Source organism: Ruegeria sp. D7 (assembly GCF_056534355.1).
Genome location: NZ_JBQFPG010000005.1, coordinates 79,200 through 100,412, shown reverse-complemented (window position 1 = coordinate 100,412; position 21,213 = coordinate 79,200). Strand labels below are relative to the sequence as shown.

At 58.0% G+C, this 21,213-nt stretch carries 27 protein-coding genes; 19 read left to right on the top strand and 8 right to left on the bottom strand.

The window, feature by feature from the left end; translation table 11 throughout:
* Nucleotides 1-170: 170 nt before the first annotated feature.
* The 11 genes from coxB to ACRZ9U_RS09460 all read left to right on the top strand — a co-directional run bounded on the left by coxB (nucleotide 171) and on the right by ACRZ9U_RS09460 (nucleotide 10,117).
* Nucleotides 171-1,082 (top strand): cytochrome c oxidase subunit II, encoded by a 912-nt coding sequence (gene coxB / locus ACRZ9U_RS09510; RefSeq protein ID WP_170404310.1) that lies wholly within the window; start codon nucleotides 171-173, stop codon nucleotides 1,080-1,082.
* 74 nt (nucleotides 1,083-1,156) lie between these two features.
* On the top strand, nucleotides 1,157-2,113 hold the full coding sequence (gene cyoE, locus ACRZ9U_RS09505; RefSeq protein ID WP_170404307.1) for a heme o synthase: 957 nt from the start codon (nucleotides 1,157-1,159) through the stop codon (nucleotides 2,111-2,113).
* Nucleotides 2,110-2,271: a hypothetical protein gene (locus tag ACRZ9U_RS09500; protein ID WP_010441671.1), complete on the top strand. Its 162-nt coding sequence runs from the start codon at nucleotides 2,110-2,112 to the stop codon at nucleotides 2,269-2,271. The genes cyoE and ACRZ9U_RS09500 overlap by 4 nt, the downstream gene beginning before the upstream one ends.
* Nucleotides 2,271-2,846 carry a cytochrome c oxidase assembly protein gene (locus ACRZ9U_RS09495; protein ID WP_170404304.1) on the top strand — a complete coding sequence of 192 codons (576 nt, stop codon included), beginning with the start codon at nucleotides 2,271-2,273 and terminating at the stop codon, nucleotides 2,844-2,846. Before ACRZ9U_RS09500 ends, ACRZ9U_RS09495 begins: the two co-directional genes overlap by 1 nt.
* 22 nt (nucleotides 2,847-2,868) lie before the next feature.
* Nucleotides 2,869-3,684, top strand: coding sequence for a cytochrome c oxidase subunit 3 (locus tag ACRZ9U_RS09490; protein WP_170397316.1), 816 nt, complete (start codon nucleotides 2,869-2,871; stop codon nucleotides 3,682-3,684).
* Between the two features lie 156 nt (nucleotides 3,685-3,840).
* Nucleotides 3,841-4,518, top strand: a complete 678-nt coding sequence (locus ACRZ9U_RS09485) for an SURF1 family protein (protein ID WP_170404301.1) — start codon at nucleotides 3,841-3,843, stop codon at nucleotides 4,516-4,518.
* A complete protein-coding gene (thrC, locus tag ACRZ9U_RS09480) occupies nucleotides 4,515-5,903 on the top strand; it encodes a threonine synthase (protein WP_480901644.1) in 1,389 nt (462 codons plus the stop codon). Before ACRZ9U_RS09485 ends, thrC begins: the two co-directional genes overlap by 4 nt.
* Entirely contained in the window at nucleotides 5,900-7,162 is a 1,263-nt protein-coding gene (locus ACRZ9U_RS09475) for a M16 family metallopeptidase (protein WP_170404293.1), read from the top strand. The genes thrC and ACRZ9U_RS09475 overlap by 4 nt, the downstream gene beginning before the upstream one ends.
* Complete coding sequence (locus ACRZ9U_RS09470) at nucleotides 7,162-7,746, top strand: GNAT family N-acetyltransferase (protein WP_170397308.1); 585 nt, start codon at nucleotides 7,162-7,164, stop codon at nucleotides 7,744-7,746. The genes ACRZ9U_RS09475 and ACRZ9U_RS09470 overlap by 1 nt, the downstream gene beginning before the upstream one ends.
* A 101-nt stretch (nucleotides 7,747-7,847) precedes the next feature.
* Nucleotides 7,848-8,666 carry an MBL fold metallo-hydrolase gene (locus tag ACRZ9U_RS09465; protein WP_170404290.1) on the top strand — a complete coding sequence of 273 codons (819 nt, stop codon included), beginning with the start codon at nucleotides 7,848-7,850 and terminating at the stop codon, nucleotides 8,664-8,666.
* A gap of 38 nt (nucleotides 8,667-8,704) precedes the next feature.
* On the top strand, nucleotides 8,705-10,117 hold the full coding sequence (locus ACRZ9U_RS09460; protein WP_170404287.1) for an FAD-binding oxidoreductase: 1,413 nt from the start codon (nucleotides 8,705-8,707) through the stop codon (nucleotides 10,115-10,117).
* A 39-nt stretch (nucleotides 10,118-10,156) separates the two neighbouring features.
* Here ACRZ9U_RS09460 and ACRZ9U_RS09455 read toward each other — a convergent pair whose 3' ends face one another.
* From ACRZ9U_RS09455 to ACRZ9U_RS09445, 3 genes are all read right to left on the bottom strand, one after another.
* Nucleotides 10,157-10,639, bottom strand: coding sequence for a fasciclin domain-containing protein (locus ACRZ9U_RS09455; RefSeq protein WP_170397302.1), 483 nt, complete (start codon nucleotides 10,637-10,639; stop codon nucleotides 10,157-10,159).
* A 171-nt stretch (nucleotides 10,640-10,810) separates the two neighbouring features.
* Nucleotides 10,811-11,350 (bottom strand): adenine phosphoribosyltransferase, encoded by a 540-nt coding sequence (locus tag ACRZ9U_RS09450; RefSeq protein WP_010441681.1) that lies wholly within the window; start codon nucleotides 11,348-11,350, stop codon nucleotides 10,811-10,813.
* A gap of 82 nt (nucleotides 11,351-11,432) precedes the next feature.
* Nucleotides 11,433-11,567: a hypothetical protein gene (locus tag ACRZ9U_RS09445; protein WP_255612018.1), complete on the bottom strand. Its 135-nt coding sequence runs from the start codon at nucleotides 11,565-11,567 to the stop codon at nucleotides 11,433-11,435.
* Nucleotides 11,568-11,674: 107 nt separating this feature from the next.
* On the opposite strand from ACRZ9U_RS09445, the gene ACRZ9U_RS09440 reads away from it, so the two are divergent.
* Entirely contained in the window at nucleotides 11,675-11,848 is a 174-nt protein-coding gene (locus ACRZ9U_RS09440; protein WP_170404284.1) for a hypothetical protein, read from the top strand.
* Nucleotides 11,849-11,850: 2 nt separating this feature from the next.
* On the opposite strand, the gene ACRZ9U_RS09435 is transcribed toward ACRZ9U_RS09440, so the two are convergent.
* Nucleotides 11,851-12,480, bottom strand: a complete 630-nt coding sequence (locus tag ACRZ9U_RS09435; RefSeq protein ID WP_170397298.1) for a LysE family translocator — start codon at nucleotides 12,478-12,480, stop codon at nucleotides 11,851-11,853.
* Nucleotides 12,481-12,764: 284 nt separating this feature from the next.
* On the opposite strand from ACRZ9U_RS09435, the gene ACRZ9U_RS09430 reads away from it, so the two are divergent.
* Nucleotides 12,765-13,622: an alpha/beta hydrolase gene (locus ACRZ9U_RS09430; RefSeq protein ID WP_480901641.1), complete on the top strand. Its 858-nt coding sequence runs from the start codon at nucleotides 12,765-12,767 to the stop codon at nucleotides 13,620-13,622.
* Nucleotides 13,623-13,624: 2 nt separating this feature from the next.
* Here the strand turns inward: ACRZ9U_RS09430 and ACRZ9U_RS09425 are convergent, their stop codons facing one another.
* Nucleotides 13,625-14,497, bottom strand: a complete 873-nt coding sequence (locus ACRZ9U_RS09425) for an S-methyl-5'-thioadenosine phosphorylase (protein WP_170404278.1) — start codon at nucleotides 14,495-14,497, stop codon at nucleotides 13,625-13,627.
* Between the two features lie 205 nt (nucleotides 14,498-14,702).
* Here ACRZ9U_RS09425 and ACRZ9U_RS09420 point away from each other — a divergent pair, with 205 nt between their 5' ends.
* Nucleotides 14,703-16,337 carry a SulP family inorganic anion transporter gene (locus ACRZ9U_RS09420; protein WP_170404268.1) on the top strand — a complete coding sequence of 545 codons (1,635 nt, stop codon included), beginning with the start codon at nucleotides 14,703-14,705 and terminating at the stop codon, nucleotides 16,335-16,337.
* Between the two features lie 30 nt (nucleotides 16,338-16,367).
* Here the strand turns inward: ACRZ9U_RS09420 and ACRZ9U_RS09415 are convergent, their stop codons facing one another.
* The gene (locus ACRZ9U_RS09415; protein ID WP_170397291.1) at nucleotides 16,368-17,012 is read right to left on the bottom strand and encodes a CatB-related O-acetyltransferase; all 645 of its coding nucleotides are present in this window, start codon (nucleotides 17,010-17,012) and stop codon (nucleotides 16,368-16,370) included.
* Nucleotides 17,012-17,617, bottom strand: coding sequence for a flavin reductase family protein (locus ACRZ9U_RS09410; protein ID WP_170397289.1), 606 nt, complete (start codon nucleotides 17,615-17,617; stop codon nucleotides 17,012-17,014). The genes ACRZ9U_RS09415 and ACRZ9U_RS09410 overlap by 1 nt, the downstream gene beginning before the upstream one ends.
* Nucleotides 17,618-17,689: 72 nt before the next feature.
* Here ACRZ9U_RS09410 and ACRZ9U_RS09405 point away from each other — a divergent pair, with 72 nt between their 5' ends.
* The 5 genes from ACRZ9U_RS09405 (at nucleotide 17,690) to ACRZ9U_RS09385 (ending at nucleotide 20,740) form a co-directional block, all read left to right on the top strand.
* Nucleotides 17,690-18,184 carry a GNAT family N-acetyltransferase gene (locus ACRZ9U_RS09405; protein ID WP_170404788.1) on the top strand — a complete coding sequence of 165 codons (495 nt, stop codon included), beginning with the start codon at nucleotides 17,690-17,692 and terminating at the stop codon, nucleotides 18,182-18,184.
* A gap of 53 nt (nucleotides 18,185-18,237) precedes the next feature.
* A complete protein-coding gene (locus ACRZ9U_RS09400) occupies nucleotides 18,238-19,005 on the top strand; it encodes an EcsC family protein (RefSeq protein WP_170404266.1) in 768 nt (255 codons plus the stop codon).
* 80 nt (nucleotides 19,006-19,085) lie between these two features.
* Entirely contained in the window at nucleotides 19,086-19,571 is a 486-nt protein-coding gene (locus ACRZ9U_RS09395; RefSeq protein WP_170404261.1) for an NUDIX hydrolase, read from the top strand.
* A gap of 71 nt (nucleotides 19,572-19,642) precedes the next feature.
* On the top strand, nucleotides 19,643-20,098 hold the full coding sequence (locus tag ACRZ9U_RS09390) for a DUF1178 family protein (RefSeq protein WP_170397281.1): 456 nt from the start codon (nucleotides 19,643-19,645) through the stop codon (nucleotides 20,096-20,098).
* 3 nt (nucleotides 20,099-20,101) lie between these two features.
* On the top strand, nucleotides 20,102-20,740 hold the full coding sequence (locus ACRZ9U_RS09385; protein ID WP_170404258.1) for an SDR family NAD(P)-dependent oxidoreductase: 639 nt from the start codon (nucleotides 20,102-20,104) through the stop codon (nucleotides 20,738-20,740).
* On the opposite strand, the gene ACRZ9U_RS09380 is transcribed toward ACRZ9U_RS09385, so the two are convergent.
* A complete protein-coding gene (locus ACRZ9U_RS09380) occupies nucleotides 20,734-21,090 on the bottom strand; it encodes a hypothetical protein (protein ID WP_170397277.1) in 357 nt (118 codons plus the stop codon). The two genes, ACRZ9U_RS09385 and ACRZ9U_RS09380, sit on opposite strands and share 7 nt — an antisense overlap.
* Between the last annotated feature and the right edge of the window lie 123 nt (nucleotides 21,091-21,213).

Genomic DNA, 21,213 nt, shown 5'->3' with positions numbered 1-21,213 from the left:
TGACCTTTCGGGTTTGATCCAGATCAAAAATAGCGTCTGTTTGACGCAAGCATTTTGCTTTATCTACCCGACGGAATATGGTTTTTAACGCGGCCAAAGACAACGGGAGAGGTGCGACCGATTCACACCTTTTCGCGAGAGACGCAAAGATCAAACGATCAGGACAGAAAATGAAGAATGCTTTGATGCTTTCCGGGCTTGCTACGGCCCTCTCCAGCCTTCCCGCCATGGCTCAGGAGCTTGAGATTATTGGCAAGCCGGTTGACGGCGGCATGGGGTTCCAGCCTGCTGCCACCAGCCTTGCTGAAGGGATTCAGTCGCTGGACAACATGATTCTGGTGATCATCACCGCGATCTGTGTGTTTGTTGCGGGTCTGCTGGTTTACTGCATCGTACGCTACAACCAGCGCGTAAACCCGAACCCGGCTCGGTTCTCGCATTACACTCCGGTTGAGATTGCCTGGACTTTGGGCCCGATCCTGATTCTGGTCTTCATCGGGGCTTTCTCGCTGCCGGTTCTTTTCAAGCAACAAGAGATTCCCGAAGGCGACATCACCATCAAAGTCGTGGGGAACCAGTGGTACTGGACCTACGAATATGTCGATCATGACTTTGCCTTCGATAGCTATCTCCTGGGCCACCCGGCCACCCTCGACGAGGGCGCGCGCCCGGCGGATGCCGACGTAACACCGTTTGTTCTGGACGATGCGATGCGGGCGAAGCTGGCCGATGCAGGCTATGGCGAAGACGAATGGCTGCTCGCCACCGACACCGCGGTCGTTGTTCCGGTCGGCAAGATTGTCGTGATGCAGGTTACCGCATCGGACGTGATCCATTCCTGGACCATTCCTTCGTTCGGCGTGAAGCAGGACGGCGTTCCTGGTCGTCTGGCCGAACTGTGGTTCGAAGCAGACAAGGAAGGCGTCTATTTCGGACAGTGCTCTGAGCTGTGCGGTAAAGACCATGCCTATATGCCAATCACCGTCAAAGTGGTCAGCGAAGAGGCATATGAACAGTGGCTGCAGGGTGCGCTTGAAGAATATGCAGGTCAGCCTGCTTCCTTCCAAGTGGCCTCGAACTAAGCCCTTTGCGGCCTAGGTAAACACATGCGGGCTGCGCGGAAATCGCGCAGCTTTTGCCCCGACAAGGACCGGATATGAGCGACGCAAGCTTTAATGCCAGCACCGTCTCTGCGCAAACCCGCGCGGACGAGGCCAGCTTTGGCGATTATTTCGCCCTGCTGAAGCCGCGCGTGATGTCGCTGGTCGTATTCACGGCTTTGGTCGGACTGCTTGCGGCTCCGGTTCCGATACATCCGTTTGTTGGCTTCTGCGCCATCCTGTTCATTGCTATTGGTGGTGGTGCATCCGGCGCACTGAACATGTGGTGGGACGCGGATATCGACCGCGTGATGAAGCGCACCAAAGGCCGCCCGATCCCGTCCGGCAAGGTTGAAGAGGGTGAGGCACTGGCGTTGGGACTGGCTCTGTCTGGCCTGTCCGTCATTATGCTGGGTCTGGCAACCAACTGGTTCGCCGGGGCGTTTCTGGCCTTTACCATATTCTTCTATGTCGTCGTCTATACGATGTGGCTAAAGCGTTCGACACCGCAGAATATCGTGATCGGTGGTGCCGCAGGGGCGTTCCCTCCGGTGATCGGATGGGTCGCGGCCACAGGTTCGATGACGCTTGAGCCGTGGTTGATGTTCGCCCTAACATTCATGTGGACGCCGCCGCATTTCTGGGCTTTGGCGCTGTTTATGCGCTCGGACTACGACGACGCAGGCGTGCCGATGCTGACCGTCACGCACGGTCGACGCGCCACACGCTGGCACATTCTTGTCTATACCGCGCTGCTGGCGGTGCTGGCGGTGGGTACTGCGTTCTCGGATATCGGAGGCCCGATCTATCTGGTGGTCGCACTGGTTCTGAACGGCTTGTTCCTGCGCGGTGCGTGGCAGATTTCCCGTCGAAACGAAGACGATTCCGAAGCCGACAATTTCAAGGTCGAGCGCAGTTTCTTCAAGCTGTCGCTGCTGTACCTCTTCCTGCATTTTGGCGCGATTCTGGCCGAAGCGCTACTGAAACCCTATGGGCTAGGGGGCTGGTCATGAGCTTGCGTAAAAGCCACGAACTGCATCAGCGCCGGTTCAGCCGCAATCTGGGCGTGGGCCTGACACTGGCCGCGTTCATCGTGATCATCTTTGGACTGACGATCGTGAAGGTCTCGGGCACTGATTTCAATATGGCACCACAGGAGGTGCAGAACTGATGGCGCTGACCGGTCCTCAGAAAACTGTTGCGCAGACGGTTGGTGTGGTTGTCCTGATGGGCAGCCTCGCTTGGGCTGCTGTGCCTTTTTATGACTGGTTCTGCCGGGTCACCGGGTTTGGTGGGACCACCGGCGTGGCCGAAGTTGCTCCTGACGAGATTCTGGACCGCACCATCACCGTGCGCTTTGACGCCTCAAAAGCCAAAGACATGGCCTGGGAATTCAAGCCGGTCGAGCGCGAGATGGAAGTCCGCATTGGTGAGACTGGCCTGGCCTTCTATGAAGCCTATAATCCAACCGACCGCCCGATTGCGGGGCAGGCGTCGTACAATGTCGCCCCGTATTCTGCCGGTGGATATTTCCAGAAAATTGCCTGTTTCTGCTTTGAAGAGCAGGTTCTGCAGCCCGGAGAGCGGGTTGAGATGCCGGTGACTTTCTTCGTCGACCCGGAAATGGTCGAAGATTTGGAAGCCAAGTATGTGCATACGATCACTCTGTCGTATACATTCTACGAAATTGACCTGCCCGAGGGCTTTGCCGCCCTTGACGTGCAGGCTGAGACAAACAAGAACTAACGCCTGTAGGTGAGGGACGCTGATGGCACACGCAAAAGACCATGATTACCACATTCTGAACCCGTCAATCTGGCCACTGATCGGCGCGGTAAGCGGATTTGTGATGCTGTTCGGGGCCGTTCTTTGGATGCACGGGATCACCCCGTGGATCTTCTGGATGGGGCTGGTCGGGGTTCTTTATACCATGTTTGCATGGTGGTCCGAAGTCGTGGTCGAAAGCCGTCAGGGCGATCATACGCCGGTCGTGCGTATTGGCCTGCGCTACGGCTTTATCCTGTTCGTGATGTCCGAGGTGATGTTCTTCTTCGCCTGGTTCTGGTCGTTCTTCAAACATCGCATGTATCCGATGTACGACTATGCCGGTACTGAATACATCCAGCCGGATATCCACGCCGTTGATCCGTTCCACCTGCCACTGATCAACACTTTGGTCCTGTTGCTGTCAGGTTGTGCGATTACTTGGGCCCACCACGCGCTTGTTCATGACAATGACCGCAAGGCGCTGATCAATGGTCTGGCCATTGGTATCGTTCTGGGCATCGCCTTTACTGCGCTTCAGGCGTTTGAATACTATGAGTTACTGGCCCATGAGGGTTGGGAGTTCGGTGGCGATCAGTTCTATTCGAACTTCTTCATGGCAACCGGTTTCCACGGCGCGCATGTGATTATCGGCACCATCTTCCTGTCGGTCTGTCTGATCCGCGCCCTGAAGGGGGACTTTACGCCCGAGAAACACGTCGGTTTCGAGGCTGCCGCTTGGTACTGGCACTTCGTTGACGTCGTCTGGCTGTTCCTGTTTTTCGCCGTCTACATCTGGGGTCAGGCCCCGCTGATGTAACGCCACGCAGGTGATCCAATTGCAAAAGCCGCCCCACGGGGCGGCTTTTTCTCAATCAGGGGCGCAAGATTGCGCCCCATACAATTACATGGTTGCACTTCGGTTCACGTGCCCCTTAACAAGGCGCCGGTTCACGCAACAAGGTCTGATCCCAATATGCGTCGCATTCTGTTTCTGCTGATCTTCGGCTTTGCCGGTCTGGGCCTGCTGCTGTCGCTGGGCACTTGGCAACTGCAGCGGCTGACCTGGAAACAGGAGGTGCTGGCCGAGATCGAAAGCCGCATCGCTGCCGATCCTGTCGCCTTGCCATTGCAGGTGTCCGAAGATGCGGACAAATACCTGCCGGTGACGGTCACAGGCGAGATCGAACCGGGCGAGATCCACGTTTTGGTTTCGGTCAAGCAGGTGGGGCCGGGGTATCGGATCATCCAGTCCTTTGCCACCAACGACCGGACTATTCTGGTGGATCGCGGCTTTGTGCCGACCACAGCCAAGCAGGCTGTTCGCCTGACTGGCCCGATGGAAATCACCGGCAACCTGCACTGGCCCGATGAAGTTGATGGCTACACGCCTGACGCAGATATTGGCGGCAACATCTGGTTCGCCCGTGATGTGCCCAGTCTGGCCGCCGCGCTGGGGGCTGAGCCGGTGTTGCTGATTGCCCGCTCGGAAACCGATCCGAATGTAACGCCAATGCCGGTGGATACGGCGGGCATCCCCAACGATCATTTGCAATATGCAATCATCTGGTTTGGTCTTGCTCTGGTCTGGGCCGCAATGACCGGATACTTCCTGTGGCGCAGCTGTGCCAATTCCGAAAGTGACGCGACATGAAATACATCTCAACCCGCGGGCAGGCGCCCGAACTGACCTTTGAAGAGGCGATGCTGACCGGACTGGCCCGTGATGGTGGTCTGTACTTGCCCGCTGAAATTCCGGTGATGTCGCAGGACGAAATTGCTGCGTTGGCTGGCTTGTCCTACGAAGAAATCGCATTCCGCGTGATGTGGCCCTATGTGAGTGGCTCGTTCTCTGATGATGAGTTCAAAGATATCATAGCGCGCGCTTATGAGGGCTTCGGCCATGACGCCCGCGCGCCCTTGAAGCAGCTGAACGAGAACCATTTTCTGCTGGAGCTGTTTCACGGACCCACACTGGCCTTCAAAGATTTTGCCATGCAGCTAATCGGCCAGCTGTTCCAGGTCGCGCTCAAACGGCGCGAAGATCGCGTTACCATTGTCGGCGCGACGAGCGGTGACACCGGTTCTGCCGCAATCGAAGCGTTCCGTGGCCTGGATGCGGTGGATGTGTTCATCCTGTTCCCGCATGGCCGTGTTTCAGAAGTGCAGCGCCGTCAGATGACTACGCCTGCAGACAGTAATGTGCACGCTTTGGCGGTAGACGGCGATTTCGATGATTGTCAGGCAGCGCTCAAAGACATGTTCAACGACTTTGATTTCCGCGACGGTGTGAAACTTGCAGGCGTCAATTCGATCAACTTCGCCCGCGTGTTGGCACAGATCGTTTACTATTTCTCCGCCGCCGTCAGCCTCGGCGCGCCACATCGCAAGGTCAGCTTTACCGTGCCGACAGGGAATTTCGGCGATATCTTCGCAGGCTATCTGGCCAAACGTATGGGGCTGCCCGTCGATCGTCTGGTGGTGGCGACCAACCAGAACGACATCCTGCACCGTTGCCTCTCAGGCGAGGGGTATTTCAAGGGTGACACGATCCCTTCGATCAGCCCGTCGATGGATATTCAGGTTAGCTCGAACTTTGAACGTGCACTGTACTACGCCTATGGCGAAGATGGCGGCGCAGTCGCTCAGTTGATGGACGAACTCAAGAGCGGAGGCTTCAATGTCAGCCAAGGCGCGATGGAGGCTCTGCGAGAAAGCTTTGACTCGGGCCGCGTTTCTGAGGACGAGACGCTTGAGACGATCAGGCGCACGATGGTCCACAGCGCCGAGTTGGTTTGTCCGCACACCGCCGTTGGGATCAAAGTGGCTGAAGACCACCGCGCTGCCGATGTGCCCATGATCACGCTCGCAACCGCGCATCCCGCGAAGTTCCCGGCAGCCGTCGAGAAGGCAAGCGGCGAACATCCGCCTCTTCCATCCCGCATGTCTGATCTGTATGAACGTCCGGAACGGGTGACCCGCGTTGCGAACGATCTGGGTGCCCTTGAGGATCATATCAGAAGGCATATTGCTGAGTGACAGTCAGACAGGACCAACTGAAGAACGGATTTCGTGTCGTCAGTGAACATATGCCGGGGCTGCAATCTGCGGCCATCGGCATCTGGGTAACCGCCGGTGGGCGGCACGAGCGGATCGAGCAGAACGGTATCGCGCATTTCCTTGAGCATATGGCGTTCAAGGGAACCCAGCGGCGTTCTGCGCTGCAAATCGCCGAAGCGATCGAGGATGTGGGCGGGTACATCAACGCCTATACCTCGCGCGAAGTTACGGCCTATTATGCACGCGTATTGAAGGACGATGTGGCGCTGGCCATGGATGTCATCGGCGACATCGTCCTGAACCCGGTATTCGACCCGCGCGAGATCGAGGTCGAGCGCGGCGTGATCCTGCAGGAAATCGGTCAGGCCTATGATACGCCGGACGATGTAATCTTTGACTGGCTGCAAGAGCAGAGCTATCACGACCAACCCCTTGGCCGCACCATTCTGGGCCCGACCGAGCGCGTCAGTACGTTTTCCCGCGAGGACTTGTCTGGTTTCGTGGCCGAACACTACGGGCCGGAACAGATGATCCTGTCTGCAGCTGGAGCTGTGGACCACGATGCGCTGATGAAACTGGCCGAAGAGATGTTCGGCCACCTGCAGCCGCGCAAGGGTCTGATCCCCGACGCTGCGCGGTTCACTGGTGGTGAGGCGCGGCAGGAGAAAGAACTGGAGCAGGCGCATTTCGCGCTGGCGCTGGAAAGTCCGGGCTATCGCGATGATGCGATCTATACGGCTCAGATTTACTCGACCGCTCTGGGTGGAGGCATGTCCTCGCGCTTGTTTCAGGAAGTGCGCGAAACTCGCGGGCTTTGTTATACGATCTTTGCTCAGACCGGTGCTTATGCGGATACCGGTACGACAACGATTTACGCAGGCACCTCGGCCGATCAGGTGGGCGAATTGGCGACGATTACCATCGACGAGATGAAGCGCGCTGCCGAAGACATGAGCGCAGAAGAGGTTGCCCGTGCGCGGGCCCAGATGAAGGCCGGGATGCTGATGGGGCTGGAAAGCCCATCGAACCGGGCCGAACGTCTGGCGCGACTGGTGCAGATCTGGGGACGTGTGCCCTCGCTTGAGGACACCGTGGCCAAGATCGATGCGGTCAGCACCGAGGACGTGCGTGCCTTTGCCGAAGACATGGCAGTCAAAGCCCCGGCCGCGCTGGCGCTTTATGGCCCGGTCTCGGGTGCACCGTCACTGGCTGACTTACAGGAGAGGCGCGCGGCTTGATGCTGTTAGGCAGACGCAAGCTGAAACTCGAAACCGAGCGCTTGACGCTGCGCCCGCCCATGCATTCCGACTTCAACGACTGGACCGCCTTGCGGCGTGCTTCAAAGGACTATCTGGTGCCGTGGGAGCCGGTTTGGGCCAAGGACCATCTGAGCCGAAAGTCGTTTACCAACCGGGTCTATTGGGCCCAGCGCTCAGTCGCGAGTGGAACGGCGATACCTCTGTTCCTGTTTCGTCGCACAGACAATATTCTGCTGGGGGCGATCACGTTGGACAATGTTCGCCGTGGTCCGGCGCAGGCTGGCACCTTGGGTTATTGGACCGGGCAAGCCTTTGCGCGTCAGGGGTTCATGCGCGAAGCAATTGGCGCCGTTGTTCATCACGCCTTCACCCGTCTTGATTTAAGCCGGATCGAGGCCGCGTGTTTGCCTGAGAACAAGGCCTCTCGCGGTCTGCTGGAAAGCTCAGGCTTCAAATACGAAGGCGTGGCGCAGTCTTATCTGCAGATCAATGGGCGCTGGCGAACACATGTTCTGTATGCCAGCCTAAGGTCCGATCGTCGGGGCAAGACTGAGGCAGGCTAGAGGGCTCTGCCGCCAGGCATGGCAAGCCTCCTGTCCTGGAGATATCCGTGGCCAGATCAACAAGGGCATGACTTGTTGGCCCATTGCGCTACACTTGCCCTATGTGGCGGTTTGTTGCGGGACTGATGATGATTGCAGGCGGGGCTGTGGCGCAGGAGCGGCGGCCTAGTCACTGCATCGCCATCGCAGATGCGGCACCGGGGATTGAATATCTTCACAAAGCGGCGTGGCAGGATCCCGTGCCCGAGTTTTCGGTTCGTATCAGCTATGTCGCGCATGCATCGTTTCTGATCCAGACACAGGGCGGGCTGAACGCGGTGACCGATTTCACCGGTTTTATCGGCGGCGCTGCGCTAATTCCTGACGTGGTCACAATGAACCATGCGCACAGCACCCACTGGACTGCCCATCCCGATCCGGCCATCCCGTATGTCTTGCCGGGCTGGGGCGAGTTCGGCGAAGGCATCGAGCACCATCTTGATCTGGGTGAGATGCTGATTCGCAATGTGTCGACCGATATCCGTTCGGCCTATGGCGGTATTGAAGATCGCGGAAACTCGATCTTTGTGTTCGAGGTCGAGGGGTTGTGCATCGGCCATCTGGGGCATCTGCATCACATTCCGTCGGATGAACAATTCGCTGCACTGGGTCGGCTGGATGTGGTCATGGCGGCGGTGGACGGAGGCACCACGATGCCCTTGCCCGAGATGGTTCAGGTTCTGAAACGCCTCAAAAGCTCGGTCATTATCCCGATGCATTGGTTCTCGGACTTTTCGATCCAGCGGTTTTTGGTGGATATTCGGGATGAATTCCCGGTTGAACGGGATGGGGTGTCCGAGATTGTCGTCTCGTTGCGCACGCTGCCCGACAGGCCGACGGTTGTGGTGCTGGAGCCTCAGTACCTGATAGAGCTGGAATAGGGCTTGTCGCGGCCCGTGGCCTTTGGCAGGGAAGAGCCATGAAACTGAACCCTGCAGACAGCCGCCTTGCCGAAGCAATCAGAGCCCGATTGGGTGCTGACGTTTTGCGCCCGATTGCAGATCGTTACCTTGAAGAGCCGCGTCAGCGGTTTGTCGGGCAGCCCGGTTTGCTTGCCTTGCCACGCACTGTGGAAGATGTGTCGGCTCTGGTGCAATTGGCCGCAGACGCTCGGGTGCCTGTTGTCCCTTATGGCGGCGGCACCGGTCTGGTAGGAGGGCAGGTTGTTCCGGATGGTCCTGTCCCTTTGATCGTTTCCCTGGAACGGATGACGGCGATACGGGCGACTTACCCCACCGAGAACATACTTGTGGCCGAGGCCGGTGCGATTCTGGCCGACGTCCAGGCCGCCGCTGAAGATGCGGACCGTCTATTTCCCCTGTCGCTGGCTGCGCAGGGTTCTTGCCGGATTGGCGGCAATCTGGCCACCAATGCGGGTGGCGTGAATGTGTTGCGCTATGGCAATGCGCGCGATCTGTGCCTGGGGCTTGAGGTGGTATTGCCCAGTGGTGAGATCTGGCATGGGCTTAGCCGGTTGCGTAAGGACAACACCGGTTATGACCTGCGTAACCTGATGATCGGGTCCGAAGGGACACTTGGCATAATTACGGCGGCGGCGTTGAAGCTGTTCCCGCGACCCAGGGGCGTTGGAACCGCAATGTTTCAGGTCTCCTCACCCGAGGCTGCCATTGATCTGTTGTCAGTGGCGCGGGATCAAGTGGGGGAAGCGGTCAGTACGTTTGAGTTGATCCATGGGCAGGGACTCAAATTCCTGACCGAGGTTTTGCCCGACGTGCGGCAACCCTTTGCGGCAAAACCGGAATGGAGTGTGTTGATCGAGCTGGGCCTGTCTGTCGGCCAAGACCCTTCGGACATGCTTGAGGCGATTTATGTCGCCGCTGATGAGCGCGATCTGGTCCGCGATGCGGTCATCGCGCAGAGCGAAGCACAGCGGTCAGATCTCTGGGCCGTGCGCGAGCGCATCCCCGAGGCCAACCGGCTGATCGGGTCAGTTTCCAGCCATGATATCTCGGTCCCGATTTCCCGCATTCCAGAGTTCATTCGGCGCGGTGCGGATGTGGTGGCTGGGCAGGGGCCGTTTCGCGTGAACTGCTTTGGACATCTGGGCGACGGTAATCTGCACTATAACGTGTTTCCACCTGCCGGGCAGGATAAGGCGGAGTTTGTCGCACAGCGGGGCGCGGTCAAACGCGCGGTACATGATCTGGTTCAAGAATTTGGTGGATCGGTCAGCGCCGAACACGGTGTTGGTAGGCTCAAGACAGATGATCTGGAACGCTATGGTGATCCGGTCAAGTTGCAGGCCATGAGGGCGATTAAAACAGCGCTTGATCCTCAGGGGATTATGAACCCCGGGGCGGTTCTGGCCTAATAGACGCGCCCCGGACGTATACCGGGGCGCTGCGGTTCTTTACGACGCGGGCAGAATGACCTTGTCGATCACATGGATCACGCCGTTCTCGGCTTCGATATCGGCTTGCACAACGTTGGCATCATTCACCATGACGCCATTGTCGAGATCGATGGTGATATCTCCGCCCTGCACGGTGGCGGCGGTCATGTCATCGGACAGATCACCCGACATCACTTTGCCCGGGACAACGTGATAGGTCAGCACTGCGACCAACTGGTCCTTGTTTTCGGGCTTCAGAAGATTTTCGACCGTGCCCTCGGGCAGCGCTGCAAAAGCCTCATCCGTTGGGGCGAAAACGGTGAACGGCCCTTCGCCTTTCAGCGTTTCAACCAGTTCGGCGGCCTGAACGGCAGCGACGAGCGTTTCAAAACTGCCCGCGCCCACCGCAGTATCGACGATATCCTTGGCGTGCCCATCTGCCAAAGCAGAGGTGGTCAACAGAAAACTGGCAACTCCAGCAACAGCGAATTTGCGCAACATGACATGATTTCCCTTGTTGAGAATGCCTTAGGTGGCATCATTCGGGGTACGCAGTCAGGTCGCGACAAGATCACAGAATCCAGAGGCAACTGTTTCTTGAATGTGACCCCAATCGCGCTAAGCCTGCGGCGCACGCGATTTCCAGTCACGAGTTTGTGAAGTTTGTGGAGATCAGAGCCCTTCGAACTCGCACAGAACGTGCACGTCCATGCCCAAATCTTCCAGCGCTTTGCGACCACCCAATTCGGGCAGATCGATGATGAACGCGCATGAGATGATCTCGCCGCCCAGCCGTTCGATCAGCTTGATCCCCGCGGCGGCGGTGCCTCCGGTAGCCAGAAGATCATCAACGACCAGGATCTTCTCACCCGGCTGGATGGCGTCATCGTGAATTTCGACGATCGCCTCGCCATATTCCAGCTTGTAGTCCTGGCTGATCGTGGTGCCGGGCAGTTTGCCCTTTTTGCGGATCGGCACGAATCCAACGCTCAGCTGGTGGGCAATCGCACCGCCCAGAATAAAGCCGCGCGCCTCAAGGCCCACAACTTTGTCGATTCGCTCACCGGCGTAAGGGTGCAACATCTGGTCGATTGCCATGCGGAACCCACGCGGGTCGGCAAACAGGGTGGTGACATCGCGGAACATGATCCCTTCATGCGGGAAATCGACGATGGTCCGAATGTAATCCTTGACCGTTTTGTTTCTGGACATGGGCCACCCCTTTGGCATCAAACACGCGCGGGGTATTTCGCCCATAAGGTGGGGTCATGCAAGAGAACTCTGGCCCCTGCGGCTACTTGCTGCGGCCGCGCATGGCGTTAGGCAGGCCGTAGTAGCGATACAGCGCGTTCGGAAGCCAGGACAGGTGCGGCTTGCGCCAGTTGCGTTGATCCCGAAGAAGAATGGCTTGCGCGACATGAAGGTTCATTGCTTTAATCTCACTTTTGCTGTTATGTGCGCGATATCTACATTTTATATTCTATGTATATACAATGCATCTCGCTTAGAATCAAGGGCAGGACGGGGACTGGACGTGTGACCAAGAAAGATGGAAAGAAATCTACCAAGAAAAACAGTCAGTTGATTTTGCGTCTCGACAAGGATGAGCGCGATGCATTCGTCGAGTTGTGCAGGGATCTGGACACCTCCGCCGCCCGCGAAATTCGCCGGTTTATCCGGGGGTTCATGAAGGAAAACGCTGAAAACTGAAATCACGCCGGGCGGCGCAGAACCGCTGTGGCGATGCCCATTCCGATCAGGGTCAACCCTCCGAACCGGGTCATGGTCGTGATGACATTCGCGCGTCCGATCATCCGGCGCAGCTTGTCCGCCAGCAGCGCGTAGGCCAGCGCGTTCAACCCCGCGAGACCCACAAATGTTGCGATCAGGATCGCGAATTGCGGACCCAAAGGCTCGGCTGGACGCAAGAATTGCGGTACGAAAGCGATGAAGAAGGCAATGGATTTCGGGTTCAGCGCGGTGACTGCAGCGGCATGGCCAAAAACACTGCGGGCGGTCACGTCACGTTCGGTTTCAATTGCTTGCAGCCCGCCCGACGGTGCGCTGCGCAGGAGTTTTACACCCAGCCAGACCAGATAGGCTGCCCCAACCCATTTCAGCACGGTAAACAGTGTGGCAGAGGCCAGCACCAGCGCCCCCAGCCCCAGCAGCGACGCGGTCATCGCCACCAAATCCCCCAATGCGACCCCAGTGGCCGAGGCAACCGCCACACTGCGTCCTTTCGACAGCGCATAGCTAAGCACCAGCAACACGGTCGGGCCTGGGATCAGCAGCAGCGCAGTCGAAGCGGCCACAAAGGCCAGCCAGATTTCAATGGACATGGAGTATCCTATTAGAGTGTTTCCCACACCAAGCCTTGGCACGACGTATTGGTCAAGGCTTTGCGGGCACATTCTCGTGGTGAAACACCGGCTCCAACGGGTTGGCGTTCGGATTTGCGAAGCCGGGGTCGCCTAAATACCGAGGACATGGGGCAGGGAATTCAGGCGTGCAATGCGATCTGGGATTGCCGCAACAGGTTTAAGATTGGATGAAGCTTGGCTTATGCATCTTGAAACGCCTCCAATGTACCCCACTCTCGCAATGCGACCCAAAGGAGGGAGCCATGGTTCAAACCCAACACGCTGAGGCCGATACCGGCCGCGCCAGATCCGGTGTCGAGCGCCTCAAAAGCATCTTGGTAGGACTGCTGTTGGCCGGGGCGATCTTGTATGCGGGCGTCCTCGGATACATGTTTTTCAACCAGCAATCTCTGCTGTACAAACCCGAAGGTACGTTACCGGATCCGGCTTCGGTGGGGTTGTCGGATGTTGATGCGCTGTCGCTGACAATGGCTGATGGTACTGCCCTGACGGTCTGGGCTGCACCCGCTGCAATCCCGGATGCACCGACCCTCCTATTCTTCCACGGCCAAAGCGGCAATCTGGGGGACCGTGCTGAACGGCTGCGCGAAATCCTCAACTCGGGCTACGGGCTGCTTGCCCCCAGCTATCGCGGCTTTCCGGGCAGCGAAGGCGAGCCCTCGGAACTGGCGCTGATCTCTGATGGAGTTCAGCTCTATGACAGGCTGGCGGGTCAGGGCGAAGCTGTGGTGCTGCACGGTCAGAGCCTCGGCACCGGCATTGCTGCCGCTGTGGCAGCCGAGCGTCCCGATGCAGAACTTCTGGTGCTTGAGGCCCCGTTCACTGCAACCGTTGATGTCGCGGCGGAACGCTATCCTTTCCTGCCGGTCTCAGCCTTGATGAGGGATCAGTTCGCCACACGTGATCTTATCGAACAGATCTCGGTGCCGACGTTGATTTTTCACGGCACCGAGGATGAAACTATTCCACTGCATCACGGAAAAGCTCTGGCCGAGATGTCCGATACCGCGCAGATTTACGTGATCCCCGACGGTACCCACAACGATTTGTGGTCGCATGGCCTATGGGACGAGGTGCAAAAGAACCTGTCTCAGAACTGAGTTCATAACACCCGCCCAGCCACAGCATCCAGCTTGGCCAACAATTCCGGATCGCGCTTTTCAGGCGCGGTCAGGATGGCATACTCCAGCGCCCGGTCGCAGCCATGCGGGCAGGGCGCACGGTCGGTCCCCAGCAGAGTGGGTAGACCTTTGACCAATGCCCGGCCTTTTTCCGCATTACCGGTCAGCGTGGCGATGATGGCGGCCACGTCGACTTCACCGTGATCAGGGTGCCAGCTGTCATAGTCGGTGACCATGGCAATTGAGGCATAACAAAGCTCGGCCTCGCGGGCGAGTTTCGCTTCGGGCATGTTGGTCATGCCGATCACGTCGCACCCCCATTGTTCGCGATATAATTTGGATTCCGCCAATGACGAGAATTGCGGTCCTTCCATCGCCAGATAGGTTCCACCTCGGTGGATGGTGATACCAGCCGTCTTGCCAGCAGTCTCACAAGCGTCCGACAGGCGCGGGCAGGTCGGATGCGCAACACTGACATGGGCGACGCAGCCAGTCCCGAAAAAGCTCTTTTCACGGGCAAATGTTCGATCGATGAACTGATCCACGATCACGAAATCACCCGGCGCCATATGTTCGCGGAACGACCCGCAGGCCGAGACTGAGATTACATCCGTTACGCCAAGCCGTTTCAACGCGTCGATATTGGCGCGATAGGGCACCTCGGTCGGCGAGTGCACATGTCCGCGACCGTGACGCGGCAAGAAGGCCATTTCGACCCCATCCAGCGACCCGGTCAGGATCTGATCCGACGGATCGCCCCATGGCGTTTCTACTGTGACCCACTCGGCATTCTCCAGACCATCGATGTCATAAATGCCCGATCCTCCAATGACGGCGATTATTGTTTGGGTCACGAGTGCTCTCCATTGAAAATTCCTGCTGTGTGAGTTCTGCGGGCCACAGCTTCATTTGACAAGTGGGTTCAACGGTTTGTGTGTGCTTGGGTCAAGCTATGCGCAGGGCGCATATCAGGGTCCCGCCTGGCGCGGTATCTCAAGACCGGTTTGACCGCTAGAAGGCCCCTTTCGCGCGAACAAAACCGACCAACAGGACCGATCCATGCCCCGAGCCATGCTGGCAAGCTTTGCCAATCGTATAGCCAAACCCGATTTGCGCTGGGTCCCGGATGAGGGATTGACCTTTTCCCGCCTGCGGATCGAACTGCTGTCCGGTCTCACCGTCGCCTTGGCGCTGGTCCCCGAAGCCGTGGCCTTTGCCTTTGTCGCCGGGGTGCACCCTCTGGTCGGGCTTTACGCGGCGTTTCTGGTCGGTCTGATCACTGCGTTGATCGGTGGTCGCCCCGGCATGATCTCGGGCGCGACCGGGGCGCTTGCGGTTGTCATGGTCGCACTGGTCGCACAACACGGGGTCGAATACCTGTTCGCAACGGTGGTGCTGATGGGGATTATGCAGATCATCGCAGGTGCGATGCATTGGGGCCGGTTCATCCGACTTGTGCCGCATCCGGTGATGCTGGGCTTTGTGAACGGCCTGGCGATTGTGATCTTTCTGGCGCAGCTGGGGCAATTCAAAGTGCCCGGAACCATGGAAAATACCGGCCACGGCATGGGCGGTGGCGAGTGGCTTTCAGGCCTACAGCTCTACACAATGCTGGGTCTGGTTGCTCTGACCATGGCTGTGATCTGGATCATGCCCCGCATCACCCGCGTCATCCCAGCGCCTCTGGCCGGGATTTTTGTTGTCGCTGCTTTGGTCATTGGCATTGGGCTGGACGTCCCGCGTGTCGGTGATCTGGCTTCGATCGAAGGCGGCCTGCCCAGCTTCCATATACCTATGGTGCCGCTGAACTGGGAGACCTTTGAAATCATCCTGCCCTATGCCCTGATCCTTGCCGCAATCGGTCTGATTGAATCCCTGCTGACGCTGAACCTTGTGGGTGAGATTACCGGCAAGCGCGGTGGTGCCTCGCAGGAATGTATCGCGCAAGGCACAGCGAACGTGGTCACTGGCTTCTTCGGCGGTATGGGCGGTTGTGCGATGATCGGTCAGTCGATGATCAACGTGAAGTCAGGCGGGCGCACGCGTATCGCAGGTATCGCTGCAGCGCTATTTCTGTTGCTCTTCATCCTCGTGGGTTCGCCTCTGATCGAGCAGATTCCACTGGCCGCACTTGTCGGTGTGATGTTCATGGTGGTGATCGGAACCTTCGCCTGGAATTCGCTGAAGATCATGCGCAAGGTGCCTTTGATGGATGCGTTCGTGATCGTACTGGTGACAGTCGTCACCGTGATGGAAGACCTTGCGGTGGCTGTTGTGGTAGGTGTGATTGTCTCTGCCCTGGCTTATGCATGGAATAACGCCAAACGCATCCACGCGGTTACGCGCGACTCGGAAACGGAAGAAGGGGCGAAGGTCTATGAAATTCAGGGCCCGCTGTTCTTTGGCTCGTCCGAGGGCTTCGTGGAGCTGTTCGACGTAAGAAACGACCCCGAGACCGTCATCATCGACTTTGCAGCCAGCCGTGTGGTGGACCAATCCGCGCTGCAGGCTATCGAAAACATCGCCGCCAAATACGAAGCGGCTGGCAAACGCGTCATGCTGCGGCACCTGAGCCGTGACTGTCATACACTGCTGAACAAGGCCGGCCATCTGATGGTCGACAGCGATGATGACCCGGATTACGAACTGGCTGTGGATTATTCGGTCCGCACCGGTATTCTGGGCGGGCACTGAATACGCGAAAGGGCGGCCGGATTGGCCGCCTTATATCTCAGAAGCAATGCGCTCCAACGCATCGATATTGCCTGAAAGCAAGGCATCTTCGGCCCGAGTGATGGTTTCTGCGGGCCAATCCCACCATCGCAAGTCTTGCAGCCTTTCAATCACATCGCGATCAAAACGATAGCGCCGGACTTTTGCCGGATTTCCGGTAACGACTGCATAGGGTGGAACCTGACCCCGCACGACCGAGCCTGCGCCAACAATCGCGCCATTTCCGATCTGCGCTCCGGGTAAAATCAAAGCTCCGTAACCGATCCAGACATCGTGCCCGATAACGGTATCACGTGTATCAGGCTGGTAGCCTGACATGCGATCCGGATCGAAGATTGGAAATGGAAAGCAGGTCAAGCCATCGGTCGCGTGATTTGCGGAGGCAGTGATAAACCTTACTCCATGAGCGATTTGGCAGAACTTGCCCAGCATCAGCTTTTCTTCTGAAAAGGGAAACAGATACGGTGCAAGCCGCTGCGCCCAGTCCTTCGGTGCATCGAAATCCGACGCATAAGTGTAAGCTCCTGCCTCAAAGCGGGGATGATCGATGGCCTGAGACAGAAACACTGTTCCGTTGTGGCTAGAGCCGTCGGGCAGAACAATCGGATATCTGCGTGTAGGATCAGGCAGTGGCATTAGTCATCCGGGCGTGAAAGGCTGAACAATTCTGTCACCACAGAATAGTCCCGATAACCCAACCGCGCGAGCGGGTTGAATGAGGTCACGTCAAATTTGCCGTCACGGATGTGGTCATCGTGCAGGTGCACACCAGTGACCTCTCCGAACACCACCCGATTGGACTCACCCGGCAGAGTTACGATCTGGGTAAGTTTGCATTCCAGCGCTGCGGGCGCTCCCTCGACCCGAGAGCAATTTATGGTTTCGCATTCAACGGGTGTCAGCCCAGCATGAGTGAACTCGTCGACGTGCTTTCCCAAACCCTCTGAGCTGGCATTCATTGCGTCGCGATGCGCATGGGCCACCACGTTGACGCAGAATACCTTCGTGGCCTCGATATTGGCGATGCTGTCCTTGCCGCCATCCTGATCGTGTTTGGAGCCGGTTGAGGCGAACATCACCTGGGGCGGTGTATAAGCGACACCATTGAAGAAGGAATACGGGGCCAGGTTGTTGATCCCGTCAGCATCGCGCGTCGAAATCCAGCCGATAGGGCGTGGGGTTATGATGGCGTTGAAGGGGTTGTGTGGCAGGCCGTGGCCGTCTTCGGGGCGATAGAACATATGGACTCCAAGCGTTTGCCCAAGGCCTATCGAAGTGCTAGGGCGATTTCCAGCAAGGATAAGAGGGCGCGCGTGCAGCAATTCAAGATCAGGCCGGAAGAGCCGGAAGACTGGTGGGAGGTCGAAGCGCTCTATGACCTGTGCTTTGCTCCGGGGCGCGAGGCGTTGTCGTCTTATCGTCTGCGCGATGACGTGCCGCCTGTCGCTGGCCTGTCGCAGGTCGCGCGCGATGGGCAGGGCATTCTGGCTGGTGCAATCCGGTTTTGGCCCGTGCATGTGGGTGAACATGACGCGCTGCTGCTAGGTCCAGTGGCGGTCCACCCGACCCATCAAGGCGAAGGGTTGGGCGGATATCTGATCCATCAGGGGGTAGAGGCCGGACGCGCCAAAGGGTGGGATCGCGTCATGCTTGTGGGCGATGCGCCCTATTATGCCCGGTTCGGGTTCACCCCGCTGACGGGTGTCGAAATGCCCCCGCCCACCAACCCTGATCGCATACTGGGTTTGGAACTGATCCCCGGAGTTTGGTCCGAAATTCAGGGGCTTGTTAGTCGCTGGACCCGTTGACCCATTGAAAACCCGCTGCAAAGTCCCGATGTTTTCAGGACAGGAGGGCACAGATGCAGGACGTGGTTCTTGTCGAAAAACTCGATCCTGAGGCCGAGCTTGATCGGCTTGCGCAGCTGTACGGTGCGGCAGGTGGCGCAGGAGTGAATCTGCTGAACAAGCTTGGTGGTTCGGCGGAATCCTTATTGGATCAGTTACCTAAGCCGGTGCGAGAAGGTCTGACCGAAGCAACCGAACAGGCGCTTTGGCTTGCCATGCATGCGGCCGAAGGCTCTCGGCGTGCCGTGCCGGACCAGAAACCATGGGTCAACACAGCCTTGACTACTGCCATGGGCGCAGCCGGAGGTCTGGGTGGAGTGTCCACAGCACTTGTCGAGCTGCCCGCGACAACCGCCATGATGCTGCGCGCGATCCAAGGCGCAGCGATGCGGGAAGGATTTGATCCGACCGCCGAGAACGTGAAATTCGACTCGATCCGAGTGTTGTCAGCCGCAGGTCCTTTGGCCGAGGATGACGGGGCTGATCTGGGCTTTTTCTCAATGCGCATGACCCTGACCGGACCGACCATGCAACGCCTCATTGCGATGGTGGCGCCGCGCCTGTCCGTAGTGCTGGGCCAGAAGCTGGCGGCGCAGTCTGTACCGTTGCTTGGGGCGCTTGCCGGGGGCGGTACAAATTTTGTCTATACCCGCTACTACCAGCAGATCGCGCATGTGCATTTTGGGCTGCGTCGATTGGCGATTGATGCCGACATCCCTCATGACGAGCTGGTGCGGCGTTTGTCGGGGCGGATGGCTCTGAACAAGGGGGCTTTCCCGTAAAGCTTGGCAGACTCTGCCGGATATGATAAATATCACTTTATAAACCGCAACATAAGCGGAGTGAGCAGTGGATATGAACCGTGTTTGACGGGCGCAGTAGTGGTGCGATTGCCGGGCTTTCGGCAGAAAACCTCTCCCTTTCCGGGGCGCTGCCTGTTTATGCTCAATCCGCTGCGCTTTGCTATCGTACCAATGATGACCTGCCAGAGATTTTGTTGATCACAACGCGCAGGGCGCGGCGCTGGATCATTCCCAAGGGTTGGTTGATCAACGGGCTGACCCCTTCTGAAACAGCCGCCCGCGAGGCCTGGGAAGAGGCTGGTGTTTTGGGGCAGTGCGGAAGCGAAAGTCTTGGTCGGTTTGCCTATATCAAGAACCGGCCTGGCAAGCCATCGGCGCTGTGTCTGGTTGATGTGTTTCCGCTGCATGTGCAGCGATTGGAGGCGCAGTTTCCCGAAGCGGGTGAGCGCAGGCGCAAATGGGTTTCGCCCAAAAAGGCATCGTTGAAGGTGTCGTCGCCCGATCTTGCTGCGCTTTTGGGTGGATTCGGGTTGCATCGGCAATAGCGGGCCAAGATCAAGACTTGATATTGCCATGTTGGTCGGTATCTATTCGCCAACCGGATTTTGGATGTGATATGATTCAATACGCATTGAAATGCAGCAATGACCACAGCTTTGACAGTTGGTTTCAATCCGCAGCCGCCTTTGACAAACTGTCAGCGGCCGGGTTGGTAACCTGCGCGGTATGCGGCTGCGACAAGGTGGAAAAGGCGGTGATGACACCGCGTGTCCGGCCTGCGCGCAAGGCGGTGACCGAGGTTGCACCAGCGCAGCCTTCTGCGGATGAGATCAGCATGGCAACACCTTCGCCCGAGATCGCTGAGGTCCTCAGCGAACTGCGTCGAAAGGTCGAGGAAAACTCGGACTATGTGGGCAAGGATTTCGCCAAAGAAGCCCGCAAAATCCATCTGGGGGATGCGCCCGAGCGCGCGATCTATGGTGAGGCCAAGCCCGAAGAGGCGCAATCGCTGATTGAAGACGGCGTGCCGGTCGCACCGTTGCCGTTTGTTCCTAGCCGCAAGACCAACTGACCCATGCACATCGTTGTTACGGGCGCGAACCGAGGGATCGGGAAAACCGTTGCGGATCAATACCGTGCAGAAGGTCATGAAGTGACCGGAACTGCCCGAGACGGTAGCGCAGATATCGTGCTGGATGTCACGGACCCAGAACAGCACGCTGCAATGGCCGAGCAACTGCGAGGCCGCCAGATTGACCTGCTGATCTGCAATGCGGGCGTTTATCTGGACAAAGGACACGACATAAGTGGCTATCCCGCCGAGATGTGGGCGCAAAGCTTTGCCGCCAACGTGACAGGCGTGTTTCTGACCATTCAGTCCTTGTTGCCGAACCTGCGAAACGCGCGGGGCCGGATCGCCATCGTTTCGTCTCAGATGGCGTCACATACGCGCGCGCCGGGTGGCAGCTATATCTACCGTGCGTCAAAGGCGGCGGCGCTGAATTTGGGCCGCAACCTAGCGACTGACCTACAGGCGGATGGCATTGCGGTGGGAATCTACCATCCGGGCTGGGTGCAGACGGACATGGGCGGAGCTGCGGCAGAGATCACGGTCGATCAGGCGGCAAACGGCTTGATCGAGCGATTTGCGGCTCTCTCGCTCGATACTACCGGTTGTTTTGAAACCTGGGATGGTCGGGCGCACCCTTACTGAGAGTTCAGGGCCGCCTTGGGGATTTCGTAGACTTCACCGGGATCAATGAAGATCACCATGATATCACCGCGTGTCTCATAGGTCAGTTTCGATGTCGAACTGCTGGAATCCGGCACACCTTTGGTGAAGTAAATCCGCCGAACCTCGCCAGTGTTCAACTGAACCGCCAACGTCGCCGTTCCATCTTCGCGCTTCCGCAATTCGGCCGGACAACTGGCCAGTGTATCACCTGCCAATGCAGCGCATGGAACGGTGCCTAATGAGTTCTCGCCATCCGTACCCGATAGGGTGGCCACTTGGGCATTTGCGGCAGTCGAAACCAGGCTTAGGGCAAGGGCAAAGCGGAACATTGAAATCCTCGTGGAATAAGACTTTGACCGAACGCTTACACCACGCACGACCAAAGTAAAGCACTGCGGTGCAGACTTTGCCCACTTGCCCTTGCGCCCCCCCTCGCATAAGAGGCACGGGAT